This window comes from Nocardioides sp. NPDC057577 (assembly GCF_042801335.1).
Taxonomy (GTDB): Bacteria; Actinomycetota; Actinomycetes; order Propionibacteriales; family Nocardioidaceae; genus Nocardioides.
On record NZ_JBHVGB010000036.1, the window covers coordinates 1 to 26,206 of the forward strand.

Genomic DNA, 26,206 nt, shown 5'->3' on the forward strand with positions numbered 1-26,206 from the left:
GTCAAGGACCGCGATAGCGGCCGGCGAAGCCGGCGGCCGCAGGCCGTCCTTTACTCCGGGGCCCGTCGAGAAGACCCTCAAGCAAGGGCCGGCGGCCCACCCCAACCACGAAACAACAGCCGAAAAACAGGCCCCAAAAGCACCACACCCCCGATAGATTCCCCCGGCGTGGACCACTGGAAGACGATGGACGAGATCCTCGCGGCAAGATCAAGGTTCGAATCAGCCATAGACGGCTGGACTCCCCCACAAGCCCACGGCGTAGGCCTCCGCCCGTCGACAGCAGCCACCCACGCCCCAGAACATTTTCCCCTGGTCAACGCCTACGGCCACCGCCTCCCAGCAGTGGTGATGGCAACAGTCGTCGGCCACAAGCGCGGCACCGCGGCGTACAGGCTGACAAGACAGCAACTGGAGCGGGCGATCGAGCTGATCTCCCCGGCGGAGGCGTACGTCGAGTACGACCACCCCAACCTGTGGACCTGGCGCGACACGCTCCGGCCCGCGCTGACCGAGGACCCGGAGGCCGAGGTGGTGGCGGTCTTCATCGGCGACGAGCCGGAGGAAGCCCCAGATCCGGCGATCGACGCCTTCCGTGCGGCCTTCCCGGACGAGGCCGTCGCGATCGCAGCGGCGACGGCGGGCGCGGCGGTCGTCCGAGAGATGTACGGCACCGATCTGAGCCACTTCGACAAGTCCCCGACCGACTTCGCGACCGAGGCGGACATCGCCTCGGAGAAGGCGATCCGGGAGACGATCGCGACGTACCGACCCGACGACGCCTTCGAGGGTGAGGAGTCCGGACGCAGCGGCGACAGCGAGCGGAGATGGCTGGTCGACCCGCTCTGCGGGACGCTCAACTACGCCGCCCAGACCCCGCTCGCCGCGGTCAACGTCGCGCTCGTGACCCCGGACGGCATCCGGACGGCGGTCTCGGCGGACCCGATCAGCGAGGAGATCTTCTGGACCGACGGCGCCGACGCCTGGATCCGCAAGGGCGGCGGCGACACGGTCCTCACCCCGACCCCGCGCACCCGGCTCGTCGACATCCAGTGCGACGGCCCGCTCGACCGGCCGTTCGTCGGCGGGCAGCTCGTCGCCGACCCACGCCTACGAGCCCACTTCGGCCCGCGCGTGATGTCCTCCACCCTCGCGGTCGCCTGGGTCGCGGCCGGCCGGCGGGCGGCGTACGTCACCGACGGCCACCTCGAGGGCAGCGTCCATTTCACCGCCGGCATCGCGCTGTGCCAGGCCGCCGGCTGCGTCGTCACCGACCTCGACGGCGACCCGATCCACACCGGCCGCGGGATGATCGCCGCGGCCGACGCGGCCACCCACCAGCTGCTGCTGGATCTGGTCCGCCCGCACCTGGCGGCGGCGGACCCGGACCGGACGAGCCCAGCCTGAGCCGAGAGGCTCAGCGCTGCATCAGCGCGTCCATCGCGACCGCGAGGGCAGCGGCGACCCGGAAGTCGACACGCGGGTCCTGGACGGTGACCGTGTACTTGTCACGGAAGGCGAAGCGGCGCTCGATCGAGATCAGCGGCCGGCCCTCGGAGGACACGTAGTCGAAGTGGATCGGAAGGAAGTCGAGCTCGGTGAAGCGGCGCATGATGGCGACCACCTGGTTGCGCTCCTGCCCGGTTCCGGCGTAGCCGGGGCCCTCGACCTGGAACGTCGAGCGCAGCAGGCTCTTGCCGAAGTCCTTGCGGAAGAAGCCGAGCGCGGCACCGCTCGGGTCGGTGACGTCGTAGCCGGCGTTGAGGTCCATCACCGCCCGCGCCTTGAAGGCGAAGACGGCCTGCGACTTCGACTCGTCGGCGTAGAACGTGACCTGCTCCTTGAACGCCAGCCGCTTCTGCTGCGCGAAGGCGAGCACCTGCCCCTCCGAGCCGTCGGCGTTGGCAGCCTGGGCGACGTACTTGTTGGTGAAGGGCGTCACCTTCTGGCGGAGGAAGAAGCGGGGGACGTGGTAGGGCTGCTGCGTCATGCGCGCAACCTATCGGGCTCACCGCCGGCGCGCGACGAGATAGGCCTGCGGCGTCCGCTCCCAGTTCTCGGCGGAGCGCACCACGGTCGCGGTGACCTCGAAACCCGCCTCCTCGAGCAGGGCGCTGGTCGCCTCGACCGGGAGCCGGTAGCCGTCGAAGGTGACGTCGTGGCCGTAGGCGCCGATGTGGCGTACGTGCTCGTCGCCAACCTGGAACGCGGTCACGAACCGGCCGCCGCGGCGGGTGACCCGGGCGAGCTCGTCGATGACCTCGGGCCGGCGCGCGGGCGGGGTGTGGATGAGGGAGTACCACGCCAGCACCCCGGCGAGCTCACCGTCGCGGAGCGGGAGACGGGCCATGTCGCCGACCTCGAACCGGAGCGTCGGATGCCGCTCCATCGCCTGCGCGATCATCCCCGTCGACAGGTCGACCCCGAAGACGTCGAGCCCCCGCTCGGCCAGATAGGCCGTCACCCGGCCGGGCCCGCAGCCGATGTCGCCGACGAGCCCGCCGCCGTCCTTGCGTACGTAGGCGACGAACGTGTCGAGGACACCGGCGTCGAACGAGGTCTCCGTGACCGTCGGGTCGACGATCTCGGCGTACGCCTTGGAGACGGTGTCGTAGGCGGCCCGCGTCTCGGTGACGTCGTAGGGCTCCGTCACGGGCGTCCGCTCAAGAAGGCACCCGTCATCACCATCACCGACTCCGCGGCCGGGAAGGTCTGGCCGTGGCGCCAGAAACCGTGGATCTGGCCGACCGCACGGAAGGCGACCACCTCGACGCCGAGGTCGGCCAGCCGGAGCGCGAAGTCCTCGTTCTCGTCGGTGAGGATGTCGCCCTCGGCGCTGACGATCAGCGTCGGCGGCAGGCTGCGAAGCTCCTCGTCGGAGGCGAGGTAGGGGCCGAGGTCGGGGTTGCGGAGATCGGCCTCGGTCGAGGCGTACTGCTTCCAGTACCACGCCGCCTCCTCCTTCCAGCCGTCCTCCATCGCATAGCCCGGGGTGCTCATCGACGGGTCGAGGAACGGGTAGACCAGCACCATCGCGCCGAAGACGCCGGGGTTGCGCAGCGCCGCGACGAGGGCGAGGTTGCCGCCGGCGCTGTCGCCGTGGACGTACGCCGGCAGGGTGCTCAGCAGCGGGTCGTTGCCCAGCCACTTGACGACCGTGTCGACGTCGTCGGGCGCCGCCGGGTAGGGGTGCTCCGGAGGCCGGCGGTAGTCGACCGACAGCACCCGCAGCCCGCTCCGGTTGGCCAGCTTCCGACACGCTCCGTCGTGGACCTCGACGTCGTTGAAGACGAAGCCACCGCCGTGGAGGTGCACGATCACCCCCTCGCGTACGTCCTCGGGGGTGTAGAGCCGGCACTGGACCCCGTCGGCGTCGATCCCGGCGACCTCCGCGACCTCCTCCTTCGCCTCGGCCGCGGCCAGCTTGCGGGCCTGGTCGCGCTGAGCGGCGACCTCGACCTCCCACACCGGCGGCGAGGCCTCCTCGGCAGCGATGGCACGGCGGGCGGCAGGGAAGAGTCGAACCATGTCAGAAGATTCCCACACGAGTGGCCGTGGTGCATGCTGATGCGCATGACAGTGGCGGGGGTCATGGGGACCTCGATCTACATCATCGACCTGTTGATCAAGGTCATCGCTCTCGGTGTCGTGCCGAAGAACCGGCGGCCGGGGACCGCGATGGCGTGGCTGCTGGCGATCTTCATAGTCCCGGGGCTCGGCCTGGTGGCCTACCTGATGCTCGGGCAGACGCGGCTGGACCGGCGGCGTCACGAGCGGCAGCGGGCGCTCAACGACGAGGTGATGCGCTACGTACGCGGCCTGCCGAGGTCGCCGTACCCCGACTCGATCTCGCGGGTCGACGCGACCACGATGGAGCTCAACGAACGGCTCGGCTCGCTGCCCGCGTCGACCGGGAACAAGGTCGAGCTCATCGCCGACTACGGCGCCTCGATCGAGGCGATGACGGCGGCGGTGGACCGGGCCGAGACCTTCGTGCACGTGCAGTTCTACATCACCGCCTGCGACCACGTCACCGAGCCGTTCTTCGACGCCCTCGACCGCGCGGCCGCGCGTGGTGTGCGCGTACGCCTCCTCCTCGATCACCTGGGTTCGCGCGGCATTCCGGTCTGGCGTCAGCTGGTGAAACGCCTCAACGCCTCCGACATCGAATGGCACCCGCTGCTGCCGATCAACCCGCTGCGCGGCCAGATCCGCAGGCCGGACCTGCGCAACCATCGCAAGCTCCTGGTCGTCGACGGCCGGGTCGCCGTCACCGGGTCGCAGAACCTCATCGAGCCTGGCTACAACAAGCCCAAGAACCACAAGGCGGGCCGCGAGTGGGTGGAGCTGACCGCTCTGATCGAAGGTCCGCTGGTCTCGGCGCTCAACGTCATGTTCGCCAGCGACTGGGACACCGAGACCGGCGAGCTGCTGAGATCCGAGCTCGCCGTCTCCGCGTCGGTGGCGACGGCGGACTCGCGGGTCGGCGAGGTCACCGGCCAGATCGTGCCGAGCGGGCCGGGCATCGACGCCGAGAACAACCTGCGCGCCTTCACCTCGCTGATCTACGCGGCCAAGGAGCGGATCTCGATCACCAGCCCCTACTTCGTGCCCGACGAGTCGCTCCTCTACGCGGTGACGACCGCTGCCCGCCGCGGCGTCGCGGTGGAGCTGTTCGTCAGCGAGGGCAAGGACCAGTTCATGGTCTACCACGCCCAGCGTTCCTACTACGAGGCGCTGCTCCGGGCCGGCGTCCGGATCTACCTCTACCCCAAACCCGCCGTCCTGCACTCCAAGCACTTCAGCATCGACGACGAGGTCGCCGTGCTCGGCTCGAGCAACATGGACATGCGCTCCTTCGCCCTCAACTACGAGGTCTCGCTGATGCTCTTCGACGGCGACCCGGTGGCTCAGATGCGGAAGGTCGAGGACAGCTACCGGGAGATCTCCCGCGAGTTGATGCTCGAGGAGTGGCTCGTGCGGCCGAAGGTCGCGGCGTACGTCGACAACGTGCTGCGCCTCACCGCCGCTCTCCAGTGACGGCCGGGGAAGAATTCCCGGGCGGTCTCGGCGGAGGCTCCCTAGACTCCGGCCGTGGACCTCCGAGCACGCGGCGCCACGCTCGCGATCGTGACCCTGCTGGCGGGCGGCTGTGCGGAGCTTCCTTCCGCGGCCCCGTCGCACCCGCCGTACGAACCGACGAATGCCGACTATGCCGCGATCGAGGTCCTGCTCGCCGACCGCGCTACCGCAGCGCTGGCGGGCGACGAGACAGCGTTCCTGGCCACGGTCGATGCCCGCGACCAGAAGCTCCTCGACCAGCAGCAGACGATCTTCGCGAACATGCAGCAGATCCCGATGAAGTCGCTCGCCTACGAGGTGAAGACCATCGATCGCACCCCGGACGAGGTCCGCAACGACGGCGTCCTCTTCGCCCCCGTGATCGCCGAGGTGTCACGGATCGAGGAGGCGCAGCGAGCACAGGTCTCCAACGCGACCGACATGACCTTCGTACGTCACGAAGGCAGCTGGGTGATCGGACGCGACCGTGCCGCACCCGAGGACCGCTACAGCCGGCCGTGGTTCGGCGGGCCGGTCTCGGCCGCGACCGGACGGTCGGTCGTCGTGGTCACCGAGCGCGACGGGCCGACCAGTGCCGCCGAGCTGTTGGACCGGGTCGACACCGCCCGCGCCGACATCAAGGCGGCCCTCGCCTCCGTCTGGACCGGCGAGAAGAACGAGACGCCGCTGCTCGTCGACGCGACCTACAACGGCCAGCCGCCCGCGGACAGCTTCAGCGACGACAACGGCGCCGCCGCGGTGACCTACTGGGTCGACGCGATCGGGCCCATGTCAGGTTTCGCCGGAGCCGTCGTCAAGGACAACCCGGTCGCGAACAACCGGCTGGCGACCGACGAACACACGCTTCGTCACGAGCTGACCCATGTCTACGGCCCGGCCGTGGTGCCGACCTGGGTGAGCGAGGGGCTCGCCGAGTATCTCGCGGGCTGCAAGGCCAACATCTGTGGCGAGGACGAGCAGCGCGACGTCCTGTTGGAGCACGAGCGAGCCATTCCGTACGACGTCGAGTGGGGCGACGAAGGGTCGATCGACTACGCCATCTCCCATGCGGCGGTCTCGTGGCTGATCGACGAGAACGGTGGCCTCGAGAAGTTCATCGCGTTCTGCAACGACTTCTATCTCCACCTGCCGAGCAGCTCCGGGGACCTTCACGACGGCACCGGCAAGGCTCTGAAGGCGTCGTACGGCCTCTCCGAGAAGCAGCTGATCAACGGCACCTGGTCGTGGCTCGAGGATCTTCCTGTGAACTGACCCGAACCCATCCCTCACCGAAAGTGCTCCGAACCCAGAAGCGTGAACTCTCGACTCATCGCCGCACTCGCGCTGCTCTGCCTCGTCGTTGCCGGATGTGGCAGCGCCGGCACGGACGCCGCCGACACCGCAGCCCCGCCGGACTCCTCGATGTCTGCGAGCATGTCGGCGAGCAGCGCGGCCGAGACGCCTATGGACGAATCCGCCTGCGCGGGTCGCTACGTCGACTACTCCGAGACGGCCGTCGCCGAGGAGTGCTACACCGACACGATCCTCTTCTTCCACGCATCGTGGTGCCCGGAGTGCCGTGCGTTCGAGAAGGCGATCGAGAGCGGGACCGTGCCGAAGAAGGCCCAGATCCTGAAGGTCGACTACGACTCGGACACGGACCTGCGGAAGAAGTACGAGGTGACCATCCAGTCCACCTTCGTACGCGTCGATGCGACCGGCGAGCGGGTCAAGCTGTGGTCGGGCTACGGCCAGGACAAGTCGGTCGACGCCATCCTCGAGAACACCCAGTGACGCTGCTGCTCGCGTCGTTCCTCGCCGGCGCGCTCTCGGTGCTCGCGCCGTGCGTGGTGGCCTTCGTGCCGGCCATGTTCTCCCGCGGGACCGGCGAGCGCCGGCCGTGGGTGGCGGTGGCCGCGCTCGGCGTCTCCGTCATCGTGTTCAGCGTCGCGCTCAAGTCCACGACCCTGCTGATCGACGTCCCGCCCCGGTTCTGGAGCGTCGTCTCCGGCGTGATCGTGGCGCTCTTCGGCGTCGTGATGGTCTGGCCACGGCTGTGGGACGCGGTGGCGTTCCGGCTCGGGCGCGGATCGCGCGCCCAGGAACGCCTGGCCCGGGCGAACACCCGTCGCGGGCTCGGTGGTGACGTCCTCTTGGGCGCGAGCATGGGCCCGGTCTTCAGCGCCTGCAGCCCGACGTACGCCCTGATCGTGGCCGCCATCCTCCCCGCCGAGCCGTTGCGCGGACTCGGCTACCTGGTCGCGTACGTCGCCGGCCTGACGCTCCTGCTCGCCGCGGTCATGGTGGGTGGGCGGGCGCTGATCGCCCGGCTCGGCTGGGCGATCGATCCCGAGGGCGCCTTCCACAAGGTGCTCGGCGTCGTGCTGTTGCTGATCGGCGTCGCGATCGCGACCGGACTCGACAAGGCCCTGCTCACCGTGCTGGTGGAGCAGGGCCTCTTCGACTGGCAGATCGGCCTGGAGGGCCGCCTCAGCACCTCACCATCGACTCAGCTGCCGTGGGTATAGAAGTCGGCCAAACGCTGGATGGCAACCGCCTTGGTCATCGCACGCACCTCTGACTCAGGGATGTGCGCCTCCTGGATGAGAACACGGAGCACACCCAAGGGGATCGCCTCCCGCGGCTCGGGCATCTGACTGCGCGACGGCAGCGTCTTGTCCTCGACACACGCCCAGAACTCCTCGGCCGTGACTTCCAGCTGGTCCTTGAGGATGTGGCCCCACATGCTCGGCCCGTAGTCGCTGCGGTCGACCGGATGGCTGATGCGCGTGTAGAGGATCCGCGCATCTGGCAGCGCGAACTCGTAGTTCACGTGGTGGGTGCCGCGCTTGCCCGTGGCACGGCGCCGCTCGATCCATCCCTCGGTGAGGCAGAAAGTCTGATGGTCGACCCTGGTCGCCGGGCCTCTGCGCTCGGTCATGTTCAGGTCAGCAGCCACTCGCGCAACTGCTCGTCGGATGCCAGTCCGACGATCTGCACCAGGCCCCAGTTGTCGGCGTGGTTCGGCGCGGAGTGGAGTCGGTCCACCCAGTCCTCGGCGTAGTCGCGAAGGGCCTCGATCATCTCCTCGACCGCCTCGTCGAGGGTGACGCCATCCGCGGCGACCGGCAGGCCGGGGATGAAGATCGACCACAGATCGTTCTCCGCAACCGCGACCGCACCCGATGGATGGACCTTGATCAGGAAGTAGACCAGCCGATCCGCGTCCACCGCAGCCACCCGCCGCGAACCCCGCGCGACCGTTGCCGGGCGACCCACGTCTGCAGCGTCGAGGATGTCCTTGAAGTGCTCTCGCGCCTCGCGCGCGCTGCGGTAGTCCACTGACGCCGCCATCGCGACTCCTTCCGGTCCGTGTGTACGCAGTGTACACGCAGATCGTCTTCTGTGTCGGTCACGCTTCGGCGCCGGTGAAGGAGTGACCCTTGAGAACAGGTACGAGCAAGGACGTATCGAGCTGGGAAGCCACGAGCACATCCTCTGCGAAGCCCTTGGCGACCAACTCTCGACCGCTGGCGCAGGCGTGGAGTGCGTCCGGGAGGTCGGCGGCACGGAACGCGACGCGCGCCACGGCCGCCTCGGGTGAGAGATCATCCGGGGCGAGAGCGTCAAGGACCGCTCCGGCGCCCCAGAGGTCCTCGACCGCCGGCCGAAGAGTTCCGTCCGGCCAGCGCTCCCCCGACGCGATGAAGCCGATGGTCGCGCCGGCCGCCACGTGCGGGGCGAGCCAGCCGGCGACCGCGGTGCGGTTGCGGAGCGAGGCCCCGACGACCGTGGCACCGCCCTCCGCGAGAAGGCTGCTGATCGTCGAGCCGTTGGGCGAGGGCAACACGAGCCGCCGGACGCCATCAGCATCCCGCAGCGACGCCGGCGAGAGCGAAGGCCGCCCCGGCGCCGCGTCCTGACGCTGAACCGCAAGAACGGCGTCCTGCTCGCGCGCGTACGCCTCCGCCCGATCATCGCGCCACTCGAACGGAAACACCTCGATCCCACGCTCGACCGCGACCGTCAACGTCGTGGTGAACGAGAGCACGTCCACCACGACGGCGATGTCCACGGGCCCGATCGCCTCGGCGCCCACCGGCCCCCACTCGAACCGGACCTGATGAGCGCGCTGACGATGTTCCGTGTCGAAGGTGGCCACGCGCAGAGGTTAGTGAACGGCGGCGCTCGCGGATCGGCGTACAGGTTCGGGGTCGATGCGACGGCGGGCGGATGCTGACCGAGTTACCTCGGTGAGCATCGACTGCCTTCGTGGAGTTCCACGAAGACAGTGAGCCCCGGCCGAGTTACCTCGGTGAACATCCGCCCACCCGACCGAGTTACCTCGGTCAAGCACCCACGATCAGCCGAGCACGGAGGCGATCTGAGGGGCGACCTCGCGCAGGGCACGCCCACGGTGGGAGATCGCGTCCTTCTCCTCGATCGACAGCTCCGCAGACGTACGTCCGTCCTCGGTGTCGACGGCCACGAACAGGACGTCGTAGCCGAAGCCGCCGGAGCCACGGATCTCACGAAGGACGCGGCCGTCCATGCGGCCTTCGACGACCAGCTCACCGCCGGACCAGACGAAGGCGATCGCGCAGGCGAAGTGGGCGCCGCGGCGTTCGTCGGGGACGTCGGAGAGCTGAGCCAGGAGCAGCGCGTTGTTGCGCTCGTCCGACTTGGGCGGGCCACCCCAGCGTGCCGAGAGCACCCCGGGCATCCCGTTGAGCGCGTCGACGCAGAGGCCCGAGTCGTCGGCGACGGTCGGCAGGCCGGTGGCCTTGAAACCGGCCCTGGCCTTGATCAGCGCATTGCCCTCGAAGTCAGGCGCGTCCTCTACCGGCTCGTCGTAGTGGGTGACGTCGTCGAGGCCGACGACCGTGACCCCGGGCACCAGCGGCGAGAGGATGCGGAACATCTCCTCGAGCTTCTTGGCGTTGCGGGAGGCGACGTGGATCCTCAACTCAGCCGGCAAGTGCGGCCTCCTGCAGCTTGGTCAGGTCGGCGCAGCCCTTCTCGCCCAGCGCCAGCAGGGCGTCGAGCTCGGCGCGATCGAAGGCGACGCCCTCGGCGGTGCCCTGCACCTCGACGAACTTGCCCTCGCCGGTCATCACGATGTTCATGTCGGTCTCGGCGCGCACGTCCTCCTCGTAGGGGAGGTCGAGGCGCGGGACGCCGTCGATGATCCCGACCGAGATCGCCGCGACCGAGCCGGTCAGCGCCTTCGGGACACCCAGCGAGGCGACCGCGTCGGCCAGCGCGATGTAGGCGCCGGTGATGGCGGCCGTGCGCGTCCCGCCGTCGGCCTGCAGCACGTCGCAGTCGATGTTGATGGTGTTCTCGCCGAGCGCCTTGTAGTCGATGACGGCGCGCAGCGAGCGCCCGACCAGCCGGGAGATCTCGTGCGTACGTCCGCCGATCCTGCCCTTCACCGACTCACGCGAGGAGCGCTCGTGGGTGGAGGCGGGGAGCATGGCGTACTCCGCCGTCACCCAGCCCAGCCCGGAGCCCTTGCGCCAGCGCGGCACGCCCTCGGAGGCCGAGGCGGCGCACAGGACCCGGGTCTTGCCGAACTCGATGAGGACGGAACCGGCCGCGTGGTCGAGCCAGTTGCGGGTGATCTTGATGGGGCGCAGCTCGTCGTCGGCGCGCCCGTCAGCTCGTGTGGTCACGGCACCACCCTATGCAACGCTCTCCCGTGCCCACGCCCGGCGTACGACCCACGGCCCCAGATCGCGCGCCCGGCGCCCCATCCACGGCACGCCCTCGCCGGCCATCCAGGCCAGGTCCTGCCGCCAGGTGGTCGGCAGCCCACCGGCCGGCTCCAGCGAAGGAGGCTCAAAGGTGAAGCCGTACGTCACCAGCTGCTCGCCGAACGCACGAGCCATCCTCCGGTGGCCGAGCTCGGAGGGATGCAGCCGGTCGGCGGCCCAGAACCTCCGCTCCTCCAGGTCGGGAACCGCACCCAGGTCCAGCCGCAGACCCCCGTAGGTGGCATGCACCTCGTCCCAGATGGTGTTGAGATCGGCGGTGCGCCGCTGGATCGACCGCTTCATCCAACCCGGCATCGGCCACATCACCGAGTGGTCGTGGAAACGCGCGGTCAGCAGCAGCGCGCCCTGGCTTGAGAGCGCGTCGGCGCAGGTCATCAGGTCGTCCCGGATCCTGGCGACGTCCCAGGCGGAGCGCATCACGTCGTTGACCCCGACGATCAGCGAGGCCACGTCGGGCCGGTGCGCCACCGCGTCGGCGAGCTGCTGCTCGACCACCACGGTCGAGGTCGCGCCGATCACCGCGGTGTTGCAGAAGGAGATGTCGTACGTCTGTCCCAGAGCCTCAGCCAGGAGCCGGGCCCATCCTCGCCAACCTCCGATGACCGGGTCGCCGAGCCCAACGGTGGCGCTGTCGCCCAGCGCCGCGTAACGCAGGTAGGTGCCCACGTCTGACAACGGTGACGGGGGTGGGTGCCGAAGCACCCACCCCCGCGTGTCGTGTCGCGAACAGTCCGATGAACTACTTCAGCTCGGACTTGAGGACCCGCATGGTGCCGAGCACCAGCGGCAGGCCGACCCACAGCGCGATCGAGGTGGCCAGTCTGAGGATCCCGAGCGCCCCGTCCTCGACGGTGACTCCGGCCGCCTCCATCTCGTTCCCCGCGATGAACGGCATCATCGCGACCTGCATCGAGATCCACGGGAAGACGTTCTGGGCCCAGTCGAAGATGAAGTAGAGGGCGCTGAAGACGGATGCCTCCAGGATCAGCGTGTAGCCGTAGTAGATGACCAGAGCGGCCGGGGTGTTGAGCAGCAGCATCGCGAACCCGAAGCCCATGAGCAGGTAGAGGATCTGCGTCGCCAGGGTCCAGGCGAGCGCCTCACCGGTGACGTTCCAGCTCGGGTCCGAGCCGGCGATCGCAGCTCCCGCCACCGTGCCGATCGCCCCGATGCCGACTGCGATGGCCATCGTCACGATGCCGAGGACGAAGACCGCGAGGAGCTTCGCGAAGACGACCTTGAGCCGGCTGGGCTCGAGGGTGAAGGTGACCATGTGGGTGCGCTGGCCCCACTCCTGAGTCACGATCATGATCGCCAGCACGGGCACCAGCAGCGACACCGGGAACGAGAGAGCGCTCATCCAGGTCGATGCGTCCAGCGCGGACATGTCGGACAGGGCTGTGACGAGCAGGATGATGCCGGCGACCAGGGCGATCAGCCCACCGGTGATCATCAGCATGACCCGTCCGGCGCGGGTGTCGGTCATCTTGCGCCACTCGACCAGCACGAGACGGCCGAACGGCACCTTGGTGGCCGTCGGCAACGGGGTCGACGGCGCTACGGACACGGCGCTCATGCGGAGGCTCCTTCGGCGTGGATCTGGGCGACGTTCTCGCGCTGGGTCTCGGCGGTGAGCTGGAGGAAGATGTCCTCGAGGCCGGCGCCGCCGTCACGCAGGTCGGTGAGCACGACGCTCGCCTCCAGAGCCGCCTTGCCGACCTCGGCAGGTGCGGCGGAGACGCGCATGCCGGTGCCGATCGGCTCGACGCTGTAGCCCTTGGCCTTGAGCGCGACGGTGAGCGCCTCGTTGTCCAGGGCGGTGACCAGCGACTGGCCGACGGTGCCCTGGCTGGAGAGGATCTCGTCCTTGGTGCCCTCGGCCACGATGCGGCCGTTGCCGATGAGGATCAGCTCGTCGGCGATCTGCTCGACCTCGTGCAGCAGGTGCGAGGAGAGCAGGACGGTGCCGCCGCGGTCGGCGTACTCCTTCAGCAGGCCACGCATCCAGCGGATACCGGCCGGGTCGAGGCCGTTGGCCGGCTCGTCCAGGATCAGCACCTTGGGGTCACCGATCAGCGCATGCGCGATGCCGAGACGCTGCTTCATGCCCAGGGAGTAGTTCTTGATCCGGCGCTTGGCCTCCGACGGCGTCAGCGAGACCAGCTCGAGCATCTCGTCGACGCGCGACTTGGGCAGGCCCATCGTCATCGCGGCGAGAGTGAGCACCTCGCGGCCGGTGCGGCCGTCGTGCTGGGCACTGGCGTCGAGCAGGACGCCGACGTGGCGGCCCGGGTTGGGAAGGTCGGCATAGAGGCTGCCGTTGATCGTTGCCCGACCCCTGGTGGGGTTGGTCAGTCCGACCATGATGCGCATGGAGGTCGACTTGCCCGCGCCGTTCGGGCCGAGGAAGCCGGTGACTTTGCCGGCCTCGGCGGTGAACGACACGTCGTCGACCGCGGTGAAGGTCCCATAGACCCTCGTCAGTCCTTCGACTTTGATCATGACGTACATCCTGCCGTGCATCCGGCGCAGACTGCATCGGACATACGGATGACCCGCAACCCGACAAAAGTATGGGGGCGGGCGCGACCGCGGGATCCTGTGTCCCTGACCTCGGTTGACTAGCGTGTACGCCGTGCAGCAACCGTCACCCGAGGACTATCAGCCACGCCTGAGCCTGTGGGGACACGTGTGGCGGTATCTCCTTGCGCTGGCGATCAGCGCCGTCGGGTTGATCTCCAGCACCGACGGATGGCCGCAGTGGCGCTTCGCGCTCGATCTGGGCCTGGGCATCCTCTCCTTGGTCCTCGTCTTCTGGCGCCGCCGCTGGCCGGTGGCCATCGCCACCTTCGCCACAGCTGCCGGAGCGGTCTCGATCCTCTCCGCCGGGGCGTCCACCCTCGCGCTGGTCTCGCTGGCGACCCGGCGTCGCTGGCGCGAGATCATCCCGATCTCTCTGCTCAGCTGCGCCGCGGGCGTGTTCTGGTTCGCGGTGATGGAGACCACCACGGCGGAGGAGATCCCAGGTATCCCGTTGTGGGGCTTCAACCTCGGCGTCAACGTCGTGATCGTCGCCGCGATGGTCGCCTGGGGCATGTACATCGGCTCCCGGCGCGAGTTGATCGCCACCCTCCGGCTCCGCGCCGAGACCGCCGAGGCCGAGCAGGCGCTGCGCGTCTCCCAGGCCCGCGAGACCGAGCGCCGGCGGATCGCCCGCGAGATGCACGACGTGCTCGCCCATCGCATCTCCCACATCTCCATGCAGGCCGGCGCGCTCGCCTACCGCGAGGACCTCTCCGCCGACCAGGTCCGGGGCGAGGTCGGCGCCATCCGCGAGGGCGCCCACCGGGCGCTCGACGACCTCCGGACGGTCCTCGGAGTGCTGCGGGGCAACGGCGAGGGCCCCGAGACTGCGCCCCAGCCGACGTACGCCGACATCGGCCGCCTCGTCGAGGAGGCCCGCGCGGGCGGCATGAACATCACCTTCGAGGACGACGTCGAGGGCTCGCCGCCCGAGGCGGTCGGGCGGTCGACCTACCGGGTCGTGCAGGAGGGCATCACCAACGCCCGCAAGCATGCGCCCGGGGCGGCCCTGCAGGTGTCCCTGCAGGGCTCGGAGGAGCACGGGATCGACGTGCTGCTGCGCAACCGGCTCGGCTTCGACTCCAACACACCCGGCGCCGGGCTGGGCCTGATCGGGCTCACCGAGCGCGTCGATCTCGCGGGCGGACGGCTCGCGCACCGTACGGAAAAGGATGTCTTCATTCTCGAAGCATGGCTACCGTGGGGCCAGTGAGCAGCCCAGGGACCAGCCCAGAGACTCCGGTCAAGATCAAGGTGGGGATCGTCGACGACGACCCGCTGGTGCGTTCGGCCCTCGGGCTGATGCTCGGCGGTCAGGCCGACATCGAGGTCGTCGGTGAGGCCACCGATGGCCAGGAGGCACTTGCTCTGGTGCGTACGTCCGCCCCCGACGTCGTGCTGATGGACATCCGGATGCCCCGGATCAACGGGCTCGAAGCCACCCGCAGGGTGCTGACCGAGGCAAAGTCGCCGCGAGTGATCGTGCTGACCACCTTCGGTGCCGACGAGTACGTCGTCGACGCCCTCGCCGCCGGCGCCGACGGGTTCCTGCTCAAGGACACGCCCCCGCCCGAGATCGTCGCGGCGATCCGCGCGGTCGCCTCGGGCGAGCCGATCCTCTCCCCCAAGGCCACCCGCACCCTGATCACCCGGCTCCGGGCCGAGCCGACCGGCGACCGCGCCGCCGCCGCCAACCGCCGTCTCGAGGCGCTCACCGAGCGCGAGCACGAGGTCGCCCTCGCGGTCGGTCGCGGGCTGAGCAACGCCGAGATCGCCAAGGAGCTCTACCTCTCGATCCCCACCGTCAAGGCGCACGTGTCTCGCTTGTTCGACAAGCTCGGCGCCACCAACCGGGTGCAGATCGCGATCACCGTCCACGACGCCGGGCTGGTCTGACGTCACCCGCCGGTCGAGCCGCCGGAGCCGCTAGGCGGAGGCGTGTCGAGACCAACACAGTCCCCCTCGCGCTCGACCAGACCGTGTTGGTCTCGACACGCTCGCTTCGCTCGCGCCTCGACCAGCGGGGGACTCAGACGTCGTACACAGCTCCCGTGGCCGCCAGCTCGGTCGGCCCGTCGTACGCCGAGCGCGCCTCGCGGAGGGCGTCGGCGGAGTCGTGCCAGGGCGGGACGTGGGTGACGACGAGCTTCTTCACATGCGCCTTGGTGGCGTACTCGCCCGCGTGGACGCCGGTGATGTGCACGCCGGGCGGGTTGTCGACGCCGTCGCGGAAGGCGGCCTCGCAGACGAACAGGTCGGCGTCGGTGGCGATGTCGAGCAGCGCCTCGGTCTCGGCGGTGTCGCCGCTGTAGGCGATGACCTTGCCGTGCGCCTCGATCCGGAGCCCGTACGCATCGACCGGATGCTCCACGGCCGTCGGAATGATCCGAAAAGGACCGAGATTGATCGGCCCGGTGTAGGTCGAGAACGCGAACTCCTCGCGCATCCCGGGACGCTTGGGCAGGTCGTAGGCCTTCGCCAGGCGCCGGCCCGTGCCCTTGGGGCCGTAGACGGGGATCGGCGGCTGCGGGCCGGTCGGGTGCCACTTGCGGAGCACATAGTAGGAGGTCATGTCGACGCAGTGGTCGGCGTGCAGGTGCGAGAGCAGGACCGCGTCGATCAGCAGCGGGTCGATGTAGCGCTGCAAGACCCCGAGCGCGCCGTTGCCCATGTCGAGCACGATCCGCCAGGTCCGCCCCGTCGAGTCGTCGGCCTCGACGAGATAGCAGGAGGCAGGACTGTCGGGCCCGGGATAGGAGCCCGAGCATCCGATGACGGTCAGCCGCATCCCGGAGGTCATCCCATCCCTCCGGCGAACTGCTGGGCGGCGGCGAGCTCCGGACCGAGGAACCGGGCGCCGATCGCCTTGAACTCGGCGGGGTTGCCGGTCGTCAGGAACGTGTAGGTCGGCTCCCCGCCCTCACGCATCAGGTCGTGCTCGGCCAGGACGCGGTAGACGTCCTTCGCCGACTCCTCGGCACTGCTGACCAGCGTCACGTTGTCGCCCATCACATAGGAGATCACACCAGTCAGGAGCGGGTAGTGGGTGCACCCGAGGATCAGCGTGTCGACCCCGGCGCTGGTCAGCGGGTCCAGATATTCGTGGGCGGCGGCCAGGAGCTCGTCGCCGCCGGTGATGCCGGCCTCGACGAACGGGACGAACCGGGGGCACGCCCGGGTGTGCAGGGAGACGTGGGGAGCCGCGGCGAAGGCGTCGTCGTAGGCCATCGACTCGGCCGTCGCACGGGTGCAGATGACCCCGATTCGGCCGGTGCGGGACGCGGCGACGGCGCGGCGGGTCGCCGGCAGGATGACCTCGACGACGGGCAACGGCCGGTAGCGCTCCCGGGCATCGCGCAGCATCGCGGCCGAGGCCGAGTTGCACGCGATGACCAGCGCCTTCACGCCCTGCGCGACGAGATGGTCGAGGCACTCCAGGGCATACTCGCGCACCTCGGCGATCGGCTTGGGGCCGTAGGGGGCGCGGGCGGTGTCGCCGACGTACAGGATCGACTCGTGGGCGAGCTGGTCGATCACCGAGCGTGCCACGGTGAGACCGCCGAACCCCGAGTCGAAGATCCCGATCGGGGCGTCGCGATCGGGCTGGGCTGGGCCCAGGGACGAGGTCGAACCCAGTGACGAGACGGACTGCACGATCGTCAAGGCTAGGCCCAAACACCGCCTCTTCGCAGTGCCGGGGGTCACTCGAGACATACCCGAGATCCATCTCACGTTCATGTGCGGCGCGCGAAACTGTTGTTAACGTCCGGTTATGACGATTTCGGGACGGTCGCTGGTGCTGGTGGTCATGATCGCCCTGCTGGGCATCACGTTCGCGGTCGTCGAGCTGCCCGGGCGGCCCGCGCAGGCGGCGACGGCGAAGCGGGTGCTGGCGATCTCCGTCGACGGTCTCAGCGTGACCGCGATCGACAGGCTGGGCCCGAAGAACCTGCCCAACCTCTACCGGCTGATGCGTGGTGGCGCCTCGACCCGCGAGGCGCGCAGCGAGTACGAGCAGAACGTCACCCTGCCCAACCACACCTCGATGGTCACCAGCCGCCGGATCACCCGGTCCGCCCACGGCCACGGGGTCACCTGGAACACCGACCGGTCGTGGATGACGGTGCAGGAGGCCGCCGGACATCCGGTCTCGTCGGTCTTCAGCCAGGTCGAGCGGACCGGCCGGAGCAGCGCCCTGTTCGCCTCGAAGTCGAAGTTCGGCCTCTTCGACCGCTCCTGGCCCTCGATCGACCGGTTCGTGGTCGACGGCGACGCCGACCTGGTCAACCGGGCAGCGCGCGACCTGGCGGACAAGAAGCGCGCCTTCACCTTCGTCCACCTCGGCTCCCCCGACCACTACGGCCACCGCGACGGCGGGATGAGCGCGGCCTACCGGACCTCGCTGATCCGCACCGACGCCCGCATCGGCAGGCTGCTGAAGACGATCGACTCCTCGGCCACGCTGAAGCGGTCGACGTACGTCATCCTCACCGCCGACCACGGCTTCAAGGCCGGCGCCAAGGACCACAGCGCCCACCTCTACGCGAACTACCGGATCCCGTTCGTCGTGTGGGGTCCCGGGGTCGCTCGCGGCGCCTCGCTCTACCGCCTCAACCCGGACTTCCGGGCGCCGGGGACGAGCCGGCCGACGTACGCCGGCAGGCAGCCGATCCGCAACGGCGACCTCGGCAACCTGGCCCTCGACCTGCTCGGCCTGGGGCCCATCCCTGGCAGCACATTGAACTCAACCCAGTCGCTAGACATTCGCTGAGCGTTCGCCCGGGGCACCATCGGGTTCACTTAGGGTGTGCCGGTGCGTCGCCTCTTCCCTCTCCTCTCCGTCGGGATCTTCCTCGTCGTCGTGCTCGTCGTGGCCCTCACCGCGCTGCCCGACCGGGACGGCGGCGGTGGCGACAGTGGCGGTGGTGGCGGCGCCGACGGTGGCGGTCGACCGGAACGCGAGGCCACCCAGGTCGACCGGAAGGTGCTCGCGATCTCGATCGACGGGCTCAACCCGGATGCGTTGACGAAGCTGGGGCCCGCGAAGACGCCCAACATCCACCGGCTGATCGACGAGGGCGCCTCGACGCTCAACGCCCGCACCGCCTACGAGAAGAACATCACCCTGCCCAACCACACCGGCATGGTCACCAGCGACCCGATCGACGCCGACGAGGGCGGCCACGGGGTGACCTGGAACGTCGGCGACCCGACCAGGTCGATCGATCCCGACGAGGACTCGGTCTTCACCGTCGCCCACGAGGCCGGGCTCAGCACCGGGGTCTTCGTGACGAAGCAGAAGTTCGAGCTGTGGCAGCGGACCTGGGAGGACGACATCGACCTCTACGTGCCGATCGACGACCACGACGAGCTCGTCCCGGAGGCCGCCGAGGACCTCGCCGATGAGCAGCGCGACCTCACCTTCGTACATCTGTCCCTGCCCGACGTCGCCGGTCACGAGTTCGGCGGGATGTCGCCGGAGTATCTGGATGCCGTCGAGGAGTCGGACGCCCAGGTCGGCGAGTTCCTCGACGTCGTCGACGCCGATCCCGGGCTGGCGAAGGAGCTCGACGTCATCCTCACCGCCGACCACGGCTTCAAGCCGGGCATCACCAACCACTCCGAGAAGGTCTACGAGAACTACCGGATCCCCTTCATCGTGTGGGGCCCGGACGCCGGCGCGGGCACGGACCTCTACGAGCTCAACGCCGACGACTACCGCGACCCCGGCAAGGGCCGACCCGACTACGAAGGCCCTCAGCCCATACGCAACGCCGACCTCGGCAACCTGGCCCTGGATCTCCTCGGCCTCGGTCCCATCGAGACCAGCGACATCGGCAAGGACCAGACGCTCGACGTCACATGACGTTGTCGTAACCGTCCACGAGCACACACGCCCCTGAGGTACGTTTCGAACGTAACCTCCCCAAGGAGCGTGCGATGTCAGTCACCCGGATGGCTCGGGCAGCTTTACGCAGAGATCGTCGTGTCCGGAGGGTCACGATCATCGGCGCCGGCATCGGCGGCCTGACCCTCGCCGTCGAGCTGCGCCGCCGGGGTGTGGAGGTCGAGGTGTACGAGGCCGCGACCGATCCGCACCCGTCCGGCGACGCCGTGCTGCTGCCGGCCAACGCGACCAGACTCCTGGAGCGCATCGGGCTCGAGCCGGGCCTCGGTGAGGCGGCGGCCACCGTCGACGGCCTGGTCTGGCGCGACGGCCACACCGGCGCCGCGATCGGCCGGGTGCTCTCCGCCGCGGAGTATGCGGACCGCGCCGGGGCGCCCTGCTACGGCATCGGTCATGCCGACCTGCGTGCGCTCCTGAGCCGGGTCTTCGGCACCGACGGGCTCCACCTCGGCCACCCTCTGGTCGAGCTCACCGACTCCGGCGACGGACCCGTGACCCTGGAGTTCGCCGGCGGCGGGTCGGTCGAGGCCGACCTTGTCATCGGCGCCGACGGGCCCGGATCGATGCTGCGCGAGCACGTCGTCGGCTACGACGACGCGCAGTTCTCCGGCTGCATCGCCTGGCGCGGGATCGTCCCGCGATCGCGGCTCACCCTGCTCCCCGATCCCGACCGCGTGCAGCTGTGGACGGGAGCCGACGGCCATCTGATGCATCATCCGGTCGGCAACGGCGACCACGCGTTCTGGCTGGTCAAGCGGCAGCTCGGACCCTGGGCACCGGACTCGTGGTCCTGGCCGGCCGACCCCGACGAGCACGTGCACGCGTACGCCGGCTGGCATCCGGCCGTGGTCCAGATGATCTCCGCGGCACCATGCTCGGAGCACTGGGCCCTCTTCCACCGGCCGCCCCTGGCCACCTGGTCGCGCGGCCGCGTCACGTTGCTCGGCGACGCCGCTCACCTGATGGCGCCCCACCACGGCCAGGGTGCCGCCCAGGCGATCGAGGACGCGATCGTCCTGGCCGAGTGCCTCGCCACCGACGACGACACCGGCCGCGCCCGCGCGACCTACGAGGTACGCCGCCGCGACCGCACCCGCCGGCTCCAGATCGCCTCGCTGGCCGCCGCCGACGTCCTCCACCTCCCCGACGGTCCCCGCGCTCAGGCCCGCAACAAACGGCTCGGGTCACCCGATGCGTACGACCGCCATCTCGCCTGGATCCACGAGCACGACGCCGCCCTCCCGTAACCCCGGAGCCCGCTGCCGCGTTGCTCAGATGTGAGAGCCTTCCTCGGACGCCAGGGCTTCATGGCGCTCGGCATCTGGGCGATGTACGCATCGGCCATCGCCGTAGCGCTGGTCCAGCTCGGCTCCACCCCCGAGGCCGACCGTCCTCTCGCCCCCGGCAGCCCCGCCGCCCTGATCCAGCAGCACGACTGCTGGAGCGCCAAGGCCCCGCGCGACATGACCGGCCGGCTCCCCGCCCACGCCATCGTCGCCACCGGCCCCGCCCCGCGCTACGTCGACGCCCACCTCACCGGCAAGGCCCTCGACCAGGTCTTCACCGGCGAGGACCACGGCCTCGTCGTCTACGCCTTCTGCCGCTGACGCCAGCCACCGCTGGTCGAGTCGTGTCGAGACCAACACGGTCCCCAAGGCGCGGTCGAACGGGCCGTGTTGGTCTCGACACGCTCGTTGGCACGAGGGTCTGAACGAAGTGGCCCTCGACCAACGGATGGCTCCCGCTGGTCGAGCCGCCGGAGCCGCTAGGCGGAGGCGTGTCGAGACCAACACGGTCACCTACGGCGACCGTTTGCCGCGGCGGCGAGCCAGGTCGTGCAGTCGATCGAGGTCCCCGGCTATCAGTGCCTCGCGTTTGGCCCGGCTCCACCCTTGGACCTGTTTCTCACGTTCGTAGGCACCGAAGATCGTCTGATGCTCTTCGGCGTACGCCAGGGTCACCGGCAGGCGTCGGACAGTGAACTCGGCACCGAGGCCAGCGTTGTGCTCGGCGATGCGTCTCTCCAGGTCGTGGGTGCTTCCGACGTAGAGCATGTGATCGCGGCAGCGGAGTATGTACATGTAAGGCATGACGCGATTCTGGGCGCGACCACCGACAGTTTTCGCGGCAGGTGACCGTGTTGGTCTCGACACGCTCGCTGGCGCTCGCGGCTCGACCAGCGGGTCGGTCAGGCCCAGAGCTGGCCCTCGAGGCCTTCCTCGGCCTCGTCGATGGTGCCTTCGTACGCCCCGGTGGAGAGGTATTTCCAGCCACCGTCGGCGACGACGAAGGCGATGTCGGCCTTCTCGCCGGCCTTGAGGGACTTGGCGGCCTGGGCGAGGGCGGCGTGGAGGATGGCGCCGGTGGAGATGCCGGCGAAGATGCCTTCCAGCTCCAACAGCTCGCGCACCCGGCGGACGGCGTCGCGCGGACCCACCGAGAAGCGGGCGTCGATCAGGGAGGCGTCGTAGAGCTCGGGGACGAAGCCCTCGTCGAGGTTGCGCAGGCCGTAGACGAGCTCGCCGTAGCGGGGCTCGGCGGCCACGATGCGTACGTCCGGCTTGGCGGAGCGGAAGTAGCGGCCGACGCCCATCAGGGTCCCGGTCGTGCCGAGCCCGGCGACGAAGTGGGTGATCGCGGGGAGGTCGGCGAGGAGCTCGGGTCCGGTGCCCTCCTCGTGCGCGCGGGCGTTGGCGGAGTTGCCGTACTGGTAGAGCATCACCCAGTCGGGGTGCTCAGCGGCCAAGCGCTTGGCGGCCCGGACGGCCTCGTTGGAGCCGCCGGCGGCGGGCGAGGAGACGATCTCGGCACCCCACATCCGCAGCAGCTGACGCCGCTCCTCGGAGGTGTTCTCGGGCATCACGCACACGATCCGGTAGCCCTTGAGCTTGGCCGCCATCGCCAGCGAGATCCCGGTGTTGCCGGAGGTCGGCTCCAGGATCGTGCAGCCCGGGCGGAGCCTGCCGTCCTTCTCGGCCTCCTCGACCATGCGAAGAGCCGGGCGGTCCTTGATCGAGCCGGTGGGGTTCCGGTCCTCGAGCTTGGCCCACAGACGTACGTCGGGAGAGGGCGAGAGGCGGGGAAGCCCCACCAACGGGGTGCCCCCGACCGACGCCAGCAGGTTGTCGTAGCGCATGGGGTCCATCGTCGCATCAACCGATCGACTGATGCCCACTCGCGCCGATCGCCCGATCCGTGAGATCGCGTCACCGGCCAGGCTGAAGGTATGCATCAGGAGCGAGAACCAGCGGTCGTCGTGGACGGCCTGCGCAAGACCTATGGCGAGAAGGTGGCGGTCGACGAGATCAGCCTGAGCGTCCACGAAGGCGAGATCTTCGGCATCCTCGGCCCGAACGGAGCCGGCAAGAGCACGACCGTCGAGTCGATCGCGGGCCTGCGGGTCGGCGACCGCGGCCGGATCCGGGTCCACGGGATCGACCCGTGGACCGACCGCGCAGCCGTGACGGAGGTGCTCGGCGTACAGCTCCAGGAGGCCAAGCTGCAGCCGAAGATCACGGTCCAAGAGGCGTTGGGGCTGTGGAGCGCCTTCTACCCCGACCCGGAACCGTGGGCGCCGCTGGCCGAGCGGCTGGGCCTCGGCGGCCACCTGCGGCAGCGGTTCGAGAACCTCTCCGGCGGGCAGCAGCAGCGGCTCTCGATCGCCCTCGCGCTGATCGGCCGGCCGCGGGTCGTCGTGCTCGACGAGCTGACCACGGGCCTGGACCCGCGGGCCCGTCGCGAGGTGTGGGACCTGGTGCGGGACGTACGTGACCGGGGTGTGACCGTCCTGCTGGTCACCCACTCGATGGAGGAGGCGCAGACGCTCTGCGACCGGATCGCCATCGTCGACGCCGGCCGGATCCGGGCCTTGGGCACCCCGGCGGGGCTCATCGAATCCGCCTCCGCCGCCACGATCACCACCTTCGAGACCTCGGTCGCGATCGACCTCGCCTCCCTGCGCGAGCTCGACGGCGTCACCGCCGCGCGCAGCGCGAACGGCACCGTCACCGTCGAGGGCGCCGAAGGCGTCGCGCTCGCGGTCATCGAAGCCTTGCGTACGCAGGGGGTGACGCCGCAGCGGCTCCGGGTCGCCGCGGGGAGCCTCGACGCCGCCTACCTCGACCTCACCGACACCTCGCCCGAGACCGACGCCATGGAGGCACTCCGATGACCAGCCCGACCGTCGCCGTGATCCGTACGGAGTCCCGGCTCTTCGCCCGCGAGCGGCTCTCGCTCTTCTGGATCGTCCTGTTCCCGAGCCTGCTGCTGGTCGTGCTCGGGGTCATCCCGAGCTTTCGCGAGGACAGCGCCGACCTCGGCGGCCGGAGCCTGATCGATCTCTACGTTCCGGTCACCGTGCTGCTCTCGATGATCATGGCCGCGATCATGACGATGCCACCGACGCTGACCGGCTACCGCGAGAGCGGCGTCCTGCGGCGGCTCGGCACGACGCCGGCCCGCCCCGCCTCGATCCTGCTCGGCCAGGTGCTGGTCCACGCCGCCGCGGTCGCGGCGTCGTCGGTGATCGTGATCGTCCTCGGCCGGGTGGTGTTCGGGACGCCGCTGCCGGAGTCGCTCCTCGGCTACGTGGTCGCCTACGCGCTGGCGCTGGCCGTCTCGATGGGGATCGGCGCCGCGATCACCGCGGTCTCCCCCAACGCGAAGACCGGGCAGGTCGTGGGAATGGTGGTCTTCTTCCCGTCGATGTTCACGGCGGGCGTCTACGTCCCGGTCGAGGTCTTCAGCGGCACGGTGCGCGACATCGTCTCGCTCACGCCCTATGGCGCCGCTTCCAACGCGCTCAACGACGCGGCCGCCGGGACCTTCCCGGCGCTCATGGATCTGGCGGTGATGGGCGGCTGGACCGTCGTGCTCTACCTGATTGCCGTGCGCGCCTTCCGCTGGGAATGAGAAGGTCCTCCCCATGACCTCGGCCGTCGAGCACGAGCAGCGCTGGGAGCGCAACCTCAAGGTGCTGCCCTTCGTGCTGCTCGCGCTCGCCACCGCGATCTCCGTGGCGACGCTGCCGGTGATGGGACCCAGCACCACCGGGTCCCGGGTCGTGTTCGGGGTGCTGATCGTCGCGACCGCGGTGTGGACCTGGCGGTGGACCCATGTTCACGGCCGCCCACATCCGGTCGGCTACATCGGTCGTACGCTGCTGGTCGCCGCCCTCACCGTGATGCACCCGCTCTTCTGCATCTTCGCGTGGATCGGCTTCCTGGACGCCTTCGAGTCCTTCCGCGGCCGCTGGCGCTGGGTGGCGATGGCGGCCACCTCGCTGATCATGGCCACCGGCCAGACCGGCGGACCGCCGCCCTACGACAACCCGTGGCAGACCGCGCTGCTGCCGCTCCTGTTCGTGGTGAACTTCGGGCTCGCCTCGCTGATGGGCCGCTACAGCGACCACCTCGAGGCGGTCAGCCAGGAGCGGGCCGACACGATCGGTCGCCTGGAGGAGGCCCTGGCCGAGAACGCCCGGCTCCAGGAGGAGCTCCTCGCCCAGTCGCGCTCGGCCGGCGTACGCGACGAGCGCGAGCGCCTCGCCCGCGAGATCCACGACACCATCGCCCAGTCGCTCGCCGGCGTCGTGGCCCAGCTCCAGGCCGCCCAGGGCTCGGCGGACGCCGGGGACGTACGCCGCCGGGTGGCCCGGGCCACCGAGATGGCCCGCACCGCACTGGTGGAGGCCCGGCGCTCCGTGCAGGACCTGACCCCCGCCGAGCTGGCCGACGCGGGCCTCGCCGACGCCCTCTCGACGTTGGTCGCCGGCTGGCGCGACGACCATGGCGTCGAGGCCTCCTTCGTCGTCGTCGGTGACGTCACGGCGCTGCACTCCGAGGTCGAGGCGACGCTGCTGCGGATCGCCCAGGAGGCCCTCGCCAACGTCGCCAAGCATGCCGGCGCGACCCGGGTCGGCGTCACGCTCACCTTCGACGACGCCGACGTGATCCTGGACGTACGCGACGACGGCTCCGGCTTCGACCCGACCGCTCCGCGGCGCTCGTCCTCGTTCGGACTGGGCGTGATGCGCGACCGCGCCGAACGCCTGACCGGCACCCTGACCCTGGAGTCCGCGCACGACGCCGGCACCGCCGTCTCCGCCAGCATCCCCGCTCTCCCCCGAGGACCCTCATGACTCAGATCAGGATCGTGGTCGCCGACGACCACCCGGTCGTACGCGACGGGGTGGTCGGAGTGCTCCGCGCGCAGGGCTTCGAGGTCGTCGGCCAGGCGGGAGACGGGGCGCAGACCCTGGCCCTCGTGGAACAGCTCGACCCGGACGTGCTCGTCCTCGACCTCCGGATGCCGGGCACCGGAGGGGTCGAGGTGATCGAGCGGCTCCGGGCGCGCGAGTCACGGGCCGGCGTCCTCGTCCTGACGACCTTCGACACCGACTCCGACGTCGTCGCCGCGATCGAGGCCGGAGCCACCGGCTACCTGCTCAAGGACGCCCCGACGCAGGACCTGATCGCGGCCGTCCGGGCGACTGCGGCAGGGGAGACGGTCCTCTCCCCCGCCGTCGCAACCCGGCTCGCCTCCCGGCTCCGTTCACCCGGCCCGACGGCGCAGCTCAGCCCGCGCGAGCGCGAGGTGCTCACCCTGGTCGCCCGCGGCACGACCAACCGCGCCATCGCCGCGTCGCTCTTCGTCAGCGAGGCGACGGTCAAGACCCACCTGGGTCACATCTTCGACAAGCTCGGGGTCACAGACAGAGCAGCCGCGGTCGCACGAGCGTACGACCGCGGCATCCTGGGCTAAAGACCTGAGGACTGGGGCGACGCTCAGCGACTGAGCGTCGTCCCAGTGCGTGCACGGCAAGGCGGAGGAGGGAAGGCGGCCTTCGAGCGAAGCGGGCCGTCGACCGACGACAACG

At 69.8% G+C, this 26,206-nt stretch carries 30 protein-coding genes; 15 read left to right on the top strand and 15 right to left on the bottom strand.

What is annotated here, in order from left to right; translation table 11 throughout:
• Nucleotides 1-351 precede the first annotated feature (351 nt).
• Nucleotides 352-1,407, top strand: a complete 1,056-nt coding sequence (locus ACFU7D_RS10090) for an inositol monophosphatase family protein (protein WP_378866466.1) — start codon at nucleotides 352-354, stop codon at nucleotides 1,405-1,407.
• A 10-nt stretch (nucleotides 1,408-1,417) separates the two neighbouring features.
• Here the strand turns inward: ACFU7D_RS10090 and ACFU7D_RS10095 are convergent, their stop codons facing one another.
• The 3 genes from ACFU7D_RS10095 to ACFU7D_RS10105 are packed head-to-tail and all read right to left on the bottom strand — an operon-like array spanning nucleotide 1,418 to nucleotide 3,528.
• Nucleotides 1,418-1,990 carry a hypothetical protein gene (locus ACFU7D_RS10095; RefSeq protein ID WP_378866469.1) on the bottom strand — a complete coding sequence of 191 codons (573 nt, stop codon included), beginning with the start codon at nucleotides 1,988-1,990 and terminating at the stop codon, nucleotides 1,418-1,420.
• A gap of 18 nt (nucleotides 1,991-2,008) precedes the next feature.
• Nucleotides 2,009-2,653 (bottom strand): class I SAM-dependent methyltransferase, encoded by a 645-nt coding sequence (locus ACFU7D_RS10100; protein ID WP_378727644.1) that lies wholly within the window; start codon nucleotides 2,651-2,653, stop codon nucleotides 2,009-2,011.
• Nucleotides 2,650-3,528, bottom strand: coding sequence for an alpha/beta hydrolase (locus ACFU7D_RS10105; RefSeq protein ID WP_378866472.1), 879 nt, complete (start codon nucleotides 3,526-3,528; stop codon nucleotides 2,650-2,652). Before ACFU7D_RS10105 ends, ACFU7D_RS10100 begins: the two co-directional genes overlap by 4 nt.
• 39 nt (nucleotides 3,529-3,567) lie before the next feature.
• Between ACFU7D_RS10105 and cls the strand changes: the two genes are divergently transcribed.
• Genes cls through ACFU7D_RS10125 form a run of 4 tightly spaced genes read left to right on the top strand, consistent with a single transcriptional unit; the run spans nucleotide 3,568 to nucleotide 7,589 of the window.
• The gene (gene cls / locus ACFU7D_RS10110) at nucleotides 3,568-5,040 is read left to right on the top strand and encodes a cardiolipin synthase (protein ID WP_378866475.1); all 1,473 of its coding nucleotides are present in this window, start codon (nucleotides 3,568-3,570) and stop codon (nucleotides 5,038-5,040) included.
• A gap of 54 nt (nucleotides 5,041-5,094) precedes the next feature.
• The gene (locus ACFU7D_RS10115) at nucleotides 5,095-6,333 is read left to right on the top strand and encodes a hypothetical protein (RefSeq protein WP_378866478.1); all 1,239 of its coding nucleotides are present in this window, start codon (nucleotides 5,095-5,097) and stop codon (nucleotides 6,331-6,333) included.
• A gap of 42 nt (nucleotides 6,334-6,375) precedes the next feature.
• A complete protein-coding gene (locus ACFU7D_RS10120; protein ID WP_378866480.1) occupies nucleotides 6,376-6,855 on the top strand; it encodes a thioredoxin family protein in 480 nt (159 codons plus the stop codon).
• The gene (locus tag ACFU7D_RS10125; protein WP_378866483.1) at nucleotides 6,852-7,589 is read left to right on the top strand and encodes a cytochrome c biogenesis CcdA family protein; all 738 of its coding nucleotides are present in this window, start codon (nucleotides 6,852-6,854) and stop codon (nucleotides 7,587-7,589) included. The genes ACFU7D_RS10120 and ACFU7D_RS10125 overlap by 4 nt, the downstream gene beginning before the upstream one ends.
• On the opposite strand, the gene ACFU7D_RS10130 is transcribed toward ACFU7D_RS10125, so the two are convergent.
• The 8 genes from ACFU7D_RS10130 to ACFU7D_RS10165 all read right to left on the bottom strand — a co-directional run bounded on the left by ACFU7D_RS10130 (nucleotide 7,571) and on the right by ACFU7D_RS10165 (nucleotide 13,340).
• Nucleotides 7,571-8,020 (bottom strand): hypothetical protein, encoded by a 450-nt coding sequence (locus tag ACFU7D_RS10130; RefSeq protein WP_378866485.1) that lies wholly within the window; start codon nucleotides 8,018-8,020, stop codon nucleotides 7,571-7,573. The two genes, ACFU7D_RS10125 and ACFU7D_RS10130, sit on opposite strands and share 19 nt — an antisense overlap.
• Entirely contained in the window at nucleotides 8,005-8,415 is a 411-nt protein-coding gene (locus ACFU7D_RS10135) for a hypothetical protein (RefSeq protein ID WP_378727651.1), read from the bottom strand. Before ACFU7D_RS10135 ends, ACFU7D_RS10130 begins: the two co-directional genes overlap by 16 nt.
• Nucleotides 8,416-8,473: 58 nt before the next feature.
• Complete coding sequence (locus tag ACFU7D_RS10140; RefSeq protein WP_378866487.1) at nucleotides 8,474-9,223, bottom strand: 2-phosphosulfolactate phosphatase; 750 nt, start codon at nucleotides 9,221-9,223, stop codon at nucleotides 8,474-8,476.
• A gap of 201 nt (nucleotides 9,224-9,424) precedes the next feature.
• Nucleotides 9,425-10,039, bottom strand: coding sequence for a non-canonical purine NTP pyrophosphatase (locus tag ACFU7D_RS10145; RefSeq protein WP_378866490.1), 615 nt, complete (start codon nucleotides 10,037-10,039; stop codon nucleotides 9,425-9,427).
• Nucleotides 10,029-10,736, bottom strand: a complete 708-nt coding sequence (rph, locus tag ACFU7D_RS10150; RefSeq protein WP_378866493.1) for a ribonuclease PH — start codon at nucleotides 10,734-10,736, stop codon at nucleotides 10,029-10,031. The genes ACFU7D_RS10145 and rph overlap by 11 nt, the downstream gene beginning before the upstream one ends.
• Nucleotides 10,737-10,745: 9 nt before the next feature.
• Nucleotides 10,746-11,504: an SGNH/GDSL hydrolase family protein gene (locus ACFU7D_RS10155; protein WP_378866496.1), complete on the bottom strand. Its 759-nt coding sequence runs from the start codon at nucleotides 11,502-11,504 to the stop codon at nucleotides 10,746-10,748.
• 73 nt (nucleotides 11,505-11,577) lie between these two features.
• On the bottom strand, nucleotides 11,578-12,414 hold the full coding sequence (locus ACFU7D_RS10160) for a hypothetical protein (protein WP_378727656.1): 837 nt from the start codon (nucleotides 12,412-12,414) through the stop codon (nucleotides 11,578-11,580).
• Complete coding sequence (locus tag ACFU7D_RS10165) at nucleotides 12,411-13,340, bottom strand: ABC transporter ATP-binding protein (protein WP_378727657.1); 930 nt, start codon at nucleotides 13,338-13,340, stop codon at nucleotides 12,411-12,413. Before ACFU7D_RS10165 ends, ACFU7D_RS10160 begins: the two co-directional genes overlap by 4 nt.
• 133 nt (nucleotides 13,341-13,473) lie before the next feature.
• Here ACFU7D_RS10165 and ACFU7D_RS10170 point away from each other — a divergent pair, with 133 nt between their 5' ends.
• Both ACFU7D_RS10170 and ACFU7D_RS10175 read left to right on the top strand, forming a co-directional pair.
• A complete protein-coding gene (locus ACFU7D_RS10170; protein ID WP_378866499.1) occupies nucleotides 13,474-14,634 on the top strand; it encodes a sensor histidine kinase in 1,161 nt (386 codons plus the stop codon).
• Nucleotides 14,631-15,317 carry a response regulator gene (locus ACFU7D_RS10175; protein ID WP_378727659.1) on the top strand — a complete coding sequence of 229 codons (687 nt, stop codon included), beginning with the start codon at nucleotides 14,631-14,633 and terminating at the stop codon, nucleotides 15,315-15,317. Before ACFU7D_RS10170 ends, ACFU7D_RS10175 begins: the two co-directional genes overlap by 4 nt.
• A 133-nt stretch (nucleotides 15,318-15,450) precedes the next feature.
• On the opposite strand, the gene ACFU7D_RS10180 is transcribed toward ACFU7D_RS10175, so the two are convergent.
• Both ACFU7D_RS10180 and murI read right to left on the bottom strand, forming a co-directional pair.
• Nucleotides 15,451-16,221 (bottom strand): MBL fold metallo-hydrolase, encoded by a 771-nt coding sequence (locus tag ACFU7D_RS10180; protein ID WP_378866502.1) that lies wholly within the window; start codon nucleotides 16,219-16,221, stop codon nucleotides 15,451-15,453.
• Nucleotides 16,218-17,075, bottom strand: a complete 858-nt coding sequence (gene murI, locus ACFU7D_RS10185; RefSeq protein ID WP_378866505.1) for a glutamate racemase — start codon at nucleotides 17,073-17,075, stop codon at nucleotides 16,218-16,220. The genes ACFU7D_RS10180 and murI overlap by 4 nt, the downstream gene beginning before the upstream one ends.
• Before the next feature lie 118 nt (nucleotides 17,076-17,193).
• Between murI and ACFU7D_RS10190 the strand changes: the two genes are divergently transcribed.
• The 4 genes from ACFU7D_RS10190 (at nucleotide 17,194) to ACFU7D_RS10205 (ending at nucleotide 20,936) form a co-directional block, all read left to right on the top strand.
• The gene (locus ACFU7D_RS10190) at nucleotides 17,194-18,192 is read left to right on the top strand and encodes an alkaline phosphatase family protein (protein ID WP_378866508.1); all 999 of its coding nucleotides are present in this window, start codon (nucleotides 17,194-17,196) and stop codon (nucleotides 18,190-18,192) included.
• A 42-nt stretch (nucleotides 18,193-18,234) separates the two neighbouring features.
• The gene (locus tag ACFU7D_RS10195) at nucleotides 18,235-19,287 is read left to right on the top strand and encodes an alkaline phosphatase family protein (RefSeq protein WP_378866511.1); all 1,053 of its coding nucleotides are present in this window, start codon (nucleotides 18,235-18,237) and stop codon (nucleotides 19,285-19,287) included.
• A gap of 74 nt (nucleotides 19,288-19,361) precedes the next feature.
• Entirely contained in the window at nucleotides 19,362-20,576 is a 1,215-nt protein-coding gene (locus ACFU7D_RS10200; protein ID WP_378866514.1) for an FAD-dependent oxidoreductase, read from the top strand.
• Between the two features lie 30 nt (nucleotides 20,577-20,606).
• Entirely contained in the window at nucleotides 20,607-20,936 is a 330-nt protein-coding gene (locus ACFU7D_RS10205) for a hypothetical protein (protein ID WP_378866517.1), read from the top strand.
• 192 nt (nucleotides 20,937-21,128) lie between these two features.
• Here ACFU7D_RS10205 and ACFU7D_RS10210 read toward each other — a convergent pair whose 3' ends face one another.
• Nucleotides 21,129-21,419 carry a GIY-YIG nuclease family protein gene (locus tag ACFU7D_RS10210; RefSeq protein ID WP_378866520.1) on the bottom strand — a complete coding sequence of 97 codons (291 nt, stop codon included), beginning with the start codon at nucleotides 21,417-21,419 and terminating at the stop codon, nucleotides 21,129-21,131.
• Nucleotides 21,420-21,517: 98 nt separating this feature from the next.
• Entirely contained in the window at nucleotides 21,518-22,465 is a 948-nt protein-coding gene (locus ACFU7D_RS10215) for a PLP-dependent cysteine synthase family protein (RefSeq protein WP_378727667.1), read from the bottom strand.
• A 90-nt stretch (nucleotides 22,466-22,555) separates the two neighbouring features.
• Between ACFU7D_RS10215 and ACFU7D_RS10220 the strand changes: the two genes are divergently transcribed.
• The 4 genes from ACFU7D_RS10220 to ACFU7D_RS10235 are packed head-to-tail and all read left to right on the top strand — an operon-like array spanning nucleotide 22,556 to nucleotide 26,091.
• Entirely contained in the window at nucleotides 22,556-23,500 is a 945-nt protein-coding gene (locus tag ACFU7D_RS10220; protein WP_378866523.1) for an ABC transporter ATP-binding protein, read from the top strand.
• Nucleotides 23,497-24,240 (top strand): ABC transporter permease, encoded by a 744-nt coding sequence (locus ACFU7D_RS10225; protein ID WP_378866526.1) that lies wholly within the window; start codon nucleotides 23,497-23,499, stop codon nucleotides 24,238-24,240. The genes ACFU7D_RS10220 and ACFU7D_RS10225 overlap by 4 nt, the downstream gene beginning before the upstream one ends.
• 13 nt (nucleotides 24,241-24,253) lie before the next feature.
• The gene (locus tag ACFU7D_RS10230; RefSeq protein WP_378866529.1) at nucleotides 24,254-25,468 is read left to right on the top strand and encodes a sensor histidine kinase; all 1,215 of its coding nucleotides are present in this window, start codon (nucleotides 24,254-24,256) and stop codon (nucleotides 25,466-25,468) included.
• Nucleotides 25,465-26,091, top strand: a complete 627-nt coding sequence (locus ACFU7D_RS10235; protein WP_378866532.1) for a response regulator — start codon at nucleotides 25,465-25,467, stop codon at nucleotides 26,089-26,091. The genes ACFU7D_RS10230 and ACFU7D_RS10235 overlap by 4 nt, the downstream gene beginning before the upstream one ends.
• The last annotated feature ends 115 nt before the right edge of the window (nucleotides 26,092-26,206 follow it).

What these genes read in the sequence shown, in the direction of transcription:
- ACFU7D_RS10160 (WP_378727656.1), bottom strand. Translation starts at nt 12,414, where the DNA reads ATGAGCGCCGTGTCCGTAGCGCCGTCGACCCCGTTGCCGACGGCCACC.
- ACFU7D_RS10190 (WP_378866508.1), top strand. Translation starts at nt 17,194, where the DNA reads ATGACGATTTCGGGACGGTCGCTGGTGCTGGTGGTCATGATCGCCCTG.
- ACFU7D_RS10090 (WP_378866466.1), top strand. Translation starts at nt 352, where the DNA reads ATGGCAACAGTCGTCGGCCACAAGCGCGGCACCGCGGCGTACAGGCTG.
- ACFU7D_RS10095 (WP_378866469.1), bottom strand. Translation starts at nt 1,990, where the DNA reads ATGACGCAGCAGCCCTACCACGTCCCCCGCTTCTTCCTCCGCCAGAAG.
- ACFU7D_RS10135 (WP_378727651.1), bottom strand. Translation starts at nt 8,415, where the DNA reads ATGGCGGCGTCAGTGGACTACCGCAGCGCGCGCGAGGCGCGAGAGCAC.
- ACFU7D_RS10165 (WP_378727657.1), bottom strand. Translation starts at nt 13,340, where the DNA reads ATGATCAAAGTCGAAGGACTGACGAGGGTCTATGGGACCTTCACCGCG.
- ACFU7D_RS10105 (WP_378866472.1), bottom strand. Translation starts at nt 3,528, where the DNA reads ATGGTTCGACTCTTCCCTGCCGCCCGCCGTGCCATCGCTGCCGAGGAG.
- cls (WP_378866475.1), top strand. Translation starts at nt 3,568, where the DNA reads ATGCGCATGACAGTGGCGGGGGTCATGGGGACCTCGATCTACATCATC.
- ACFU7D_RS10220 (WP_378866523.1), top strand. Translation starts at nt 22,556, where the DNA reads ATGCATCAGGAGCGAGAACCAGCGGTCGTCGTGGACGGCCTGCGCAAG.
- ACFU7D_RS10215 (WP_378727667.1), bottom strand. Translation starts at nt 22,465, where the DNA reads ATGCGCTACGACAACCTGCTGGCGTCGGTCGGGGGCACCCCGTTGGTG.
- ACFU7D_RS10180 (WP_378866502.1), bottom strand. Translation starts at nt 16,221, where the DNA reads ATGACCTCCGGGATGCGGCTGACCGTCATCGGATGCTCGGGCTCCTAT.
- ACFU7D_RS10200 (WP_378866514.1), top strand. Translation starts at nt 19,362, where the DNA reads ATGTCAGTCACCCGGATGGCTCGGGCAGCTTTACGCAGAGATCGTCGT.
- ACFU7D_RS10210 (WP_378866520.1), bottom strand. Translation starts at nt 21,419, where the DNA reads ATGCCTTACATGTACATACTCCGCTGCCGCGATCACATGCTCTACGTC.
- ACFU7D_RS10235 (WP_378866532.1), top strand. Translation starts at nt 25,465, where the DNA reads ATGACTCAGATCAGGATCGTGGTCGCCGACGACCACCCGGTCGTACGC.
- ACFU7D_RS10225 (WP_378866526.1), top strand. Translation starts at nt 23,497, where the DNA reads ATGACCAGCCCGACCGTCGCCGTGATCCGTACGGAGTCCCGGCTCTTC.
- ACFU7D_RS10230 (WP_378866529.1), top strand. Translation starts at nt 24,254, where the DNA reads ATGACCTCGGCCGTCGAGCACGAGCAGCGCTGGGAGCGCAACCTCAAG.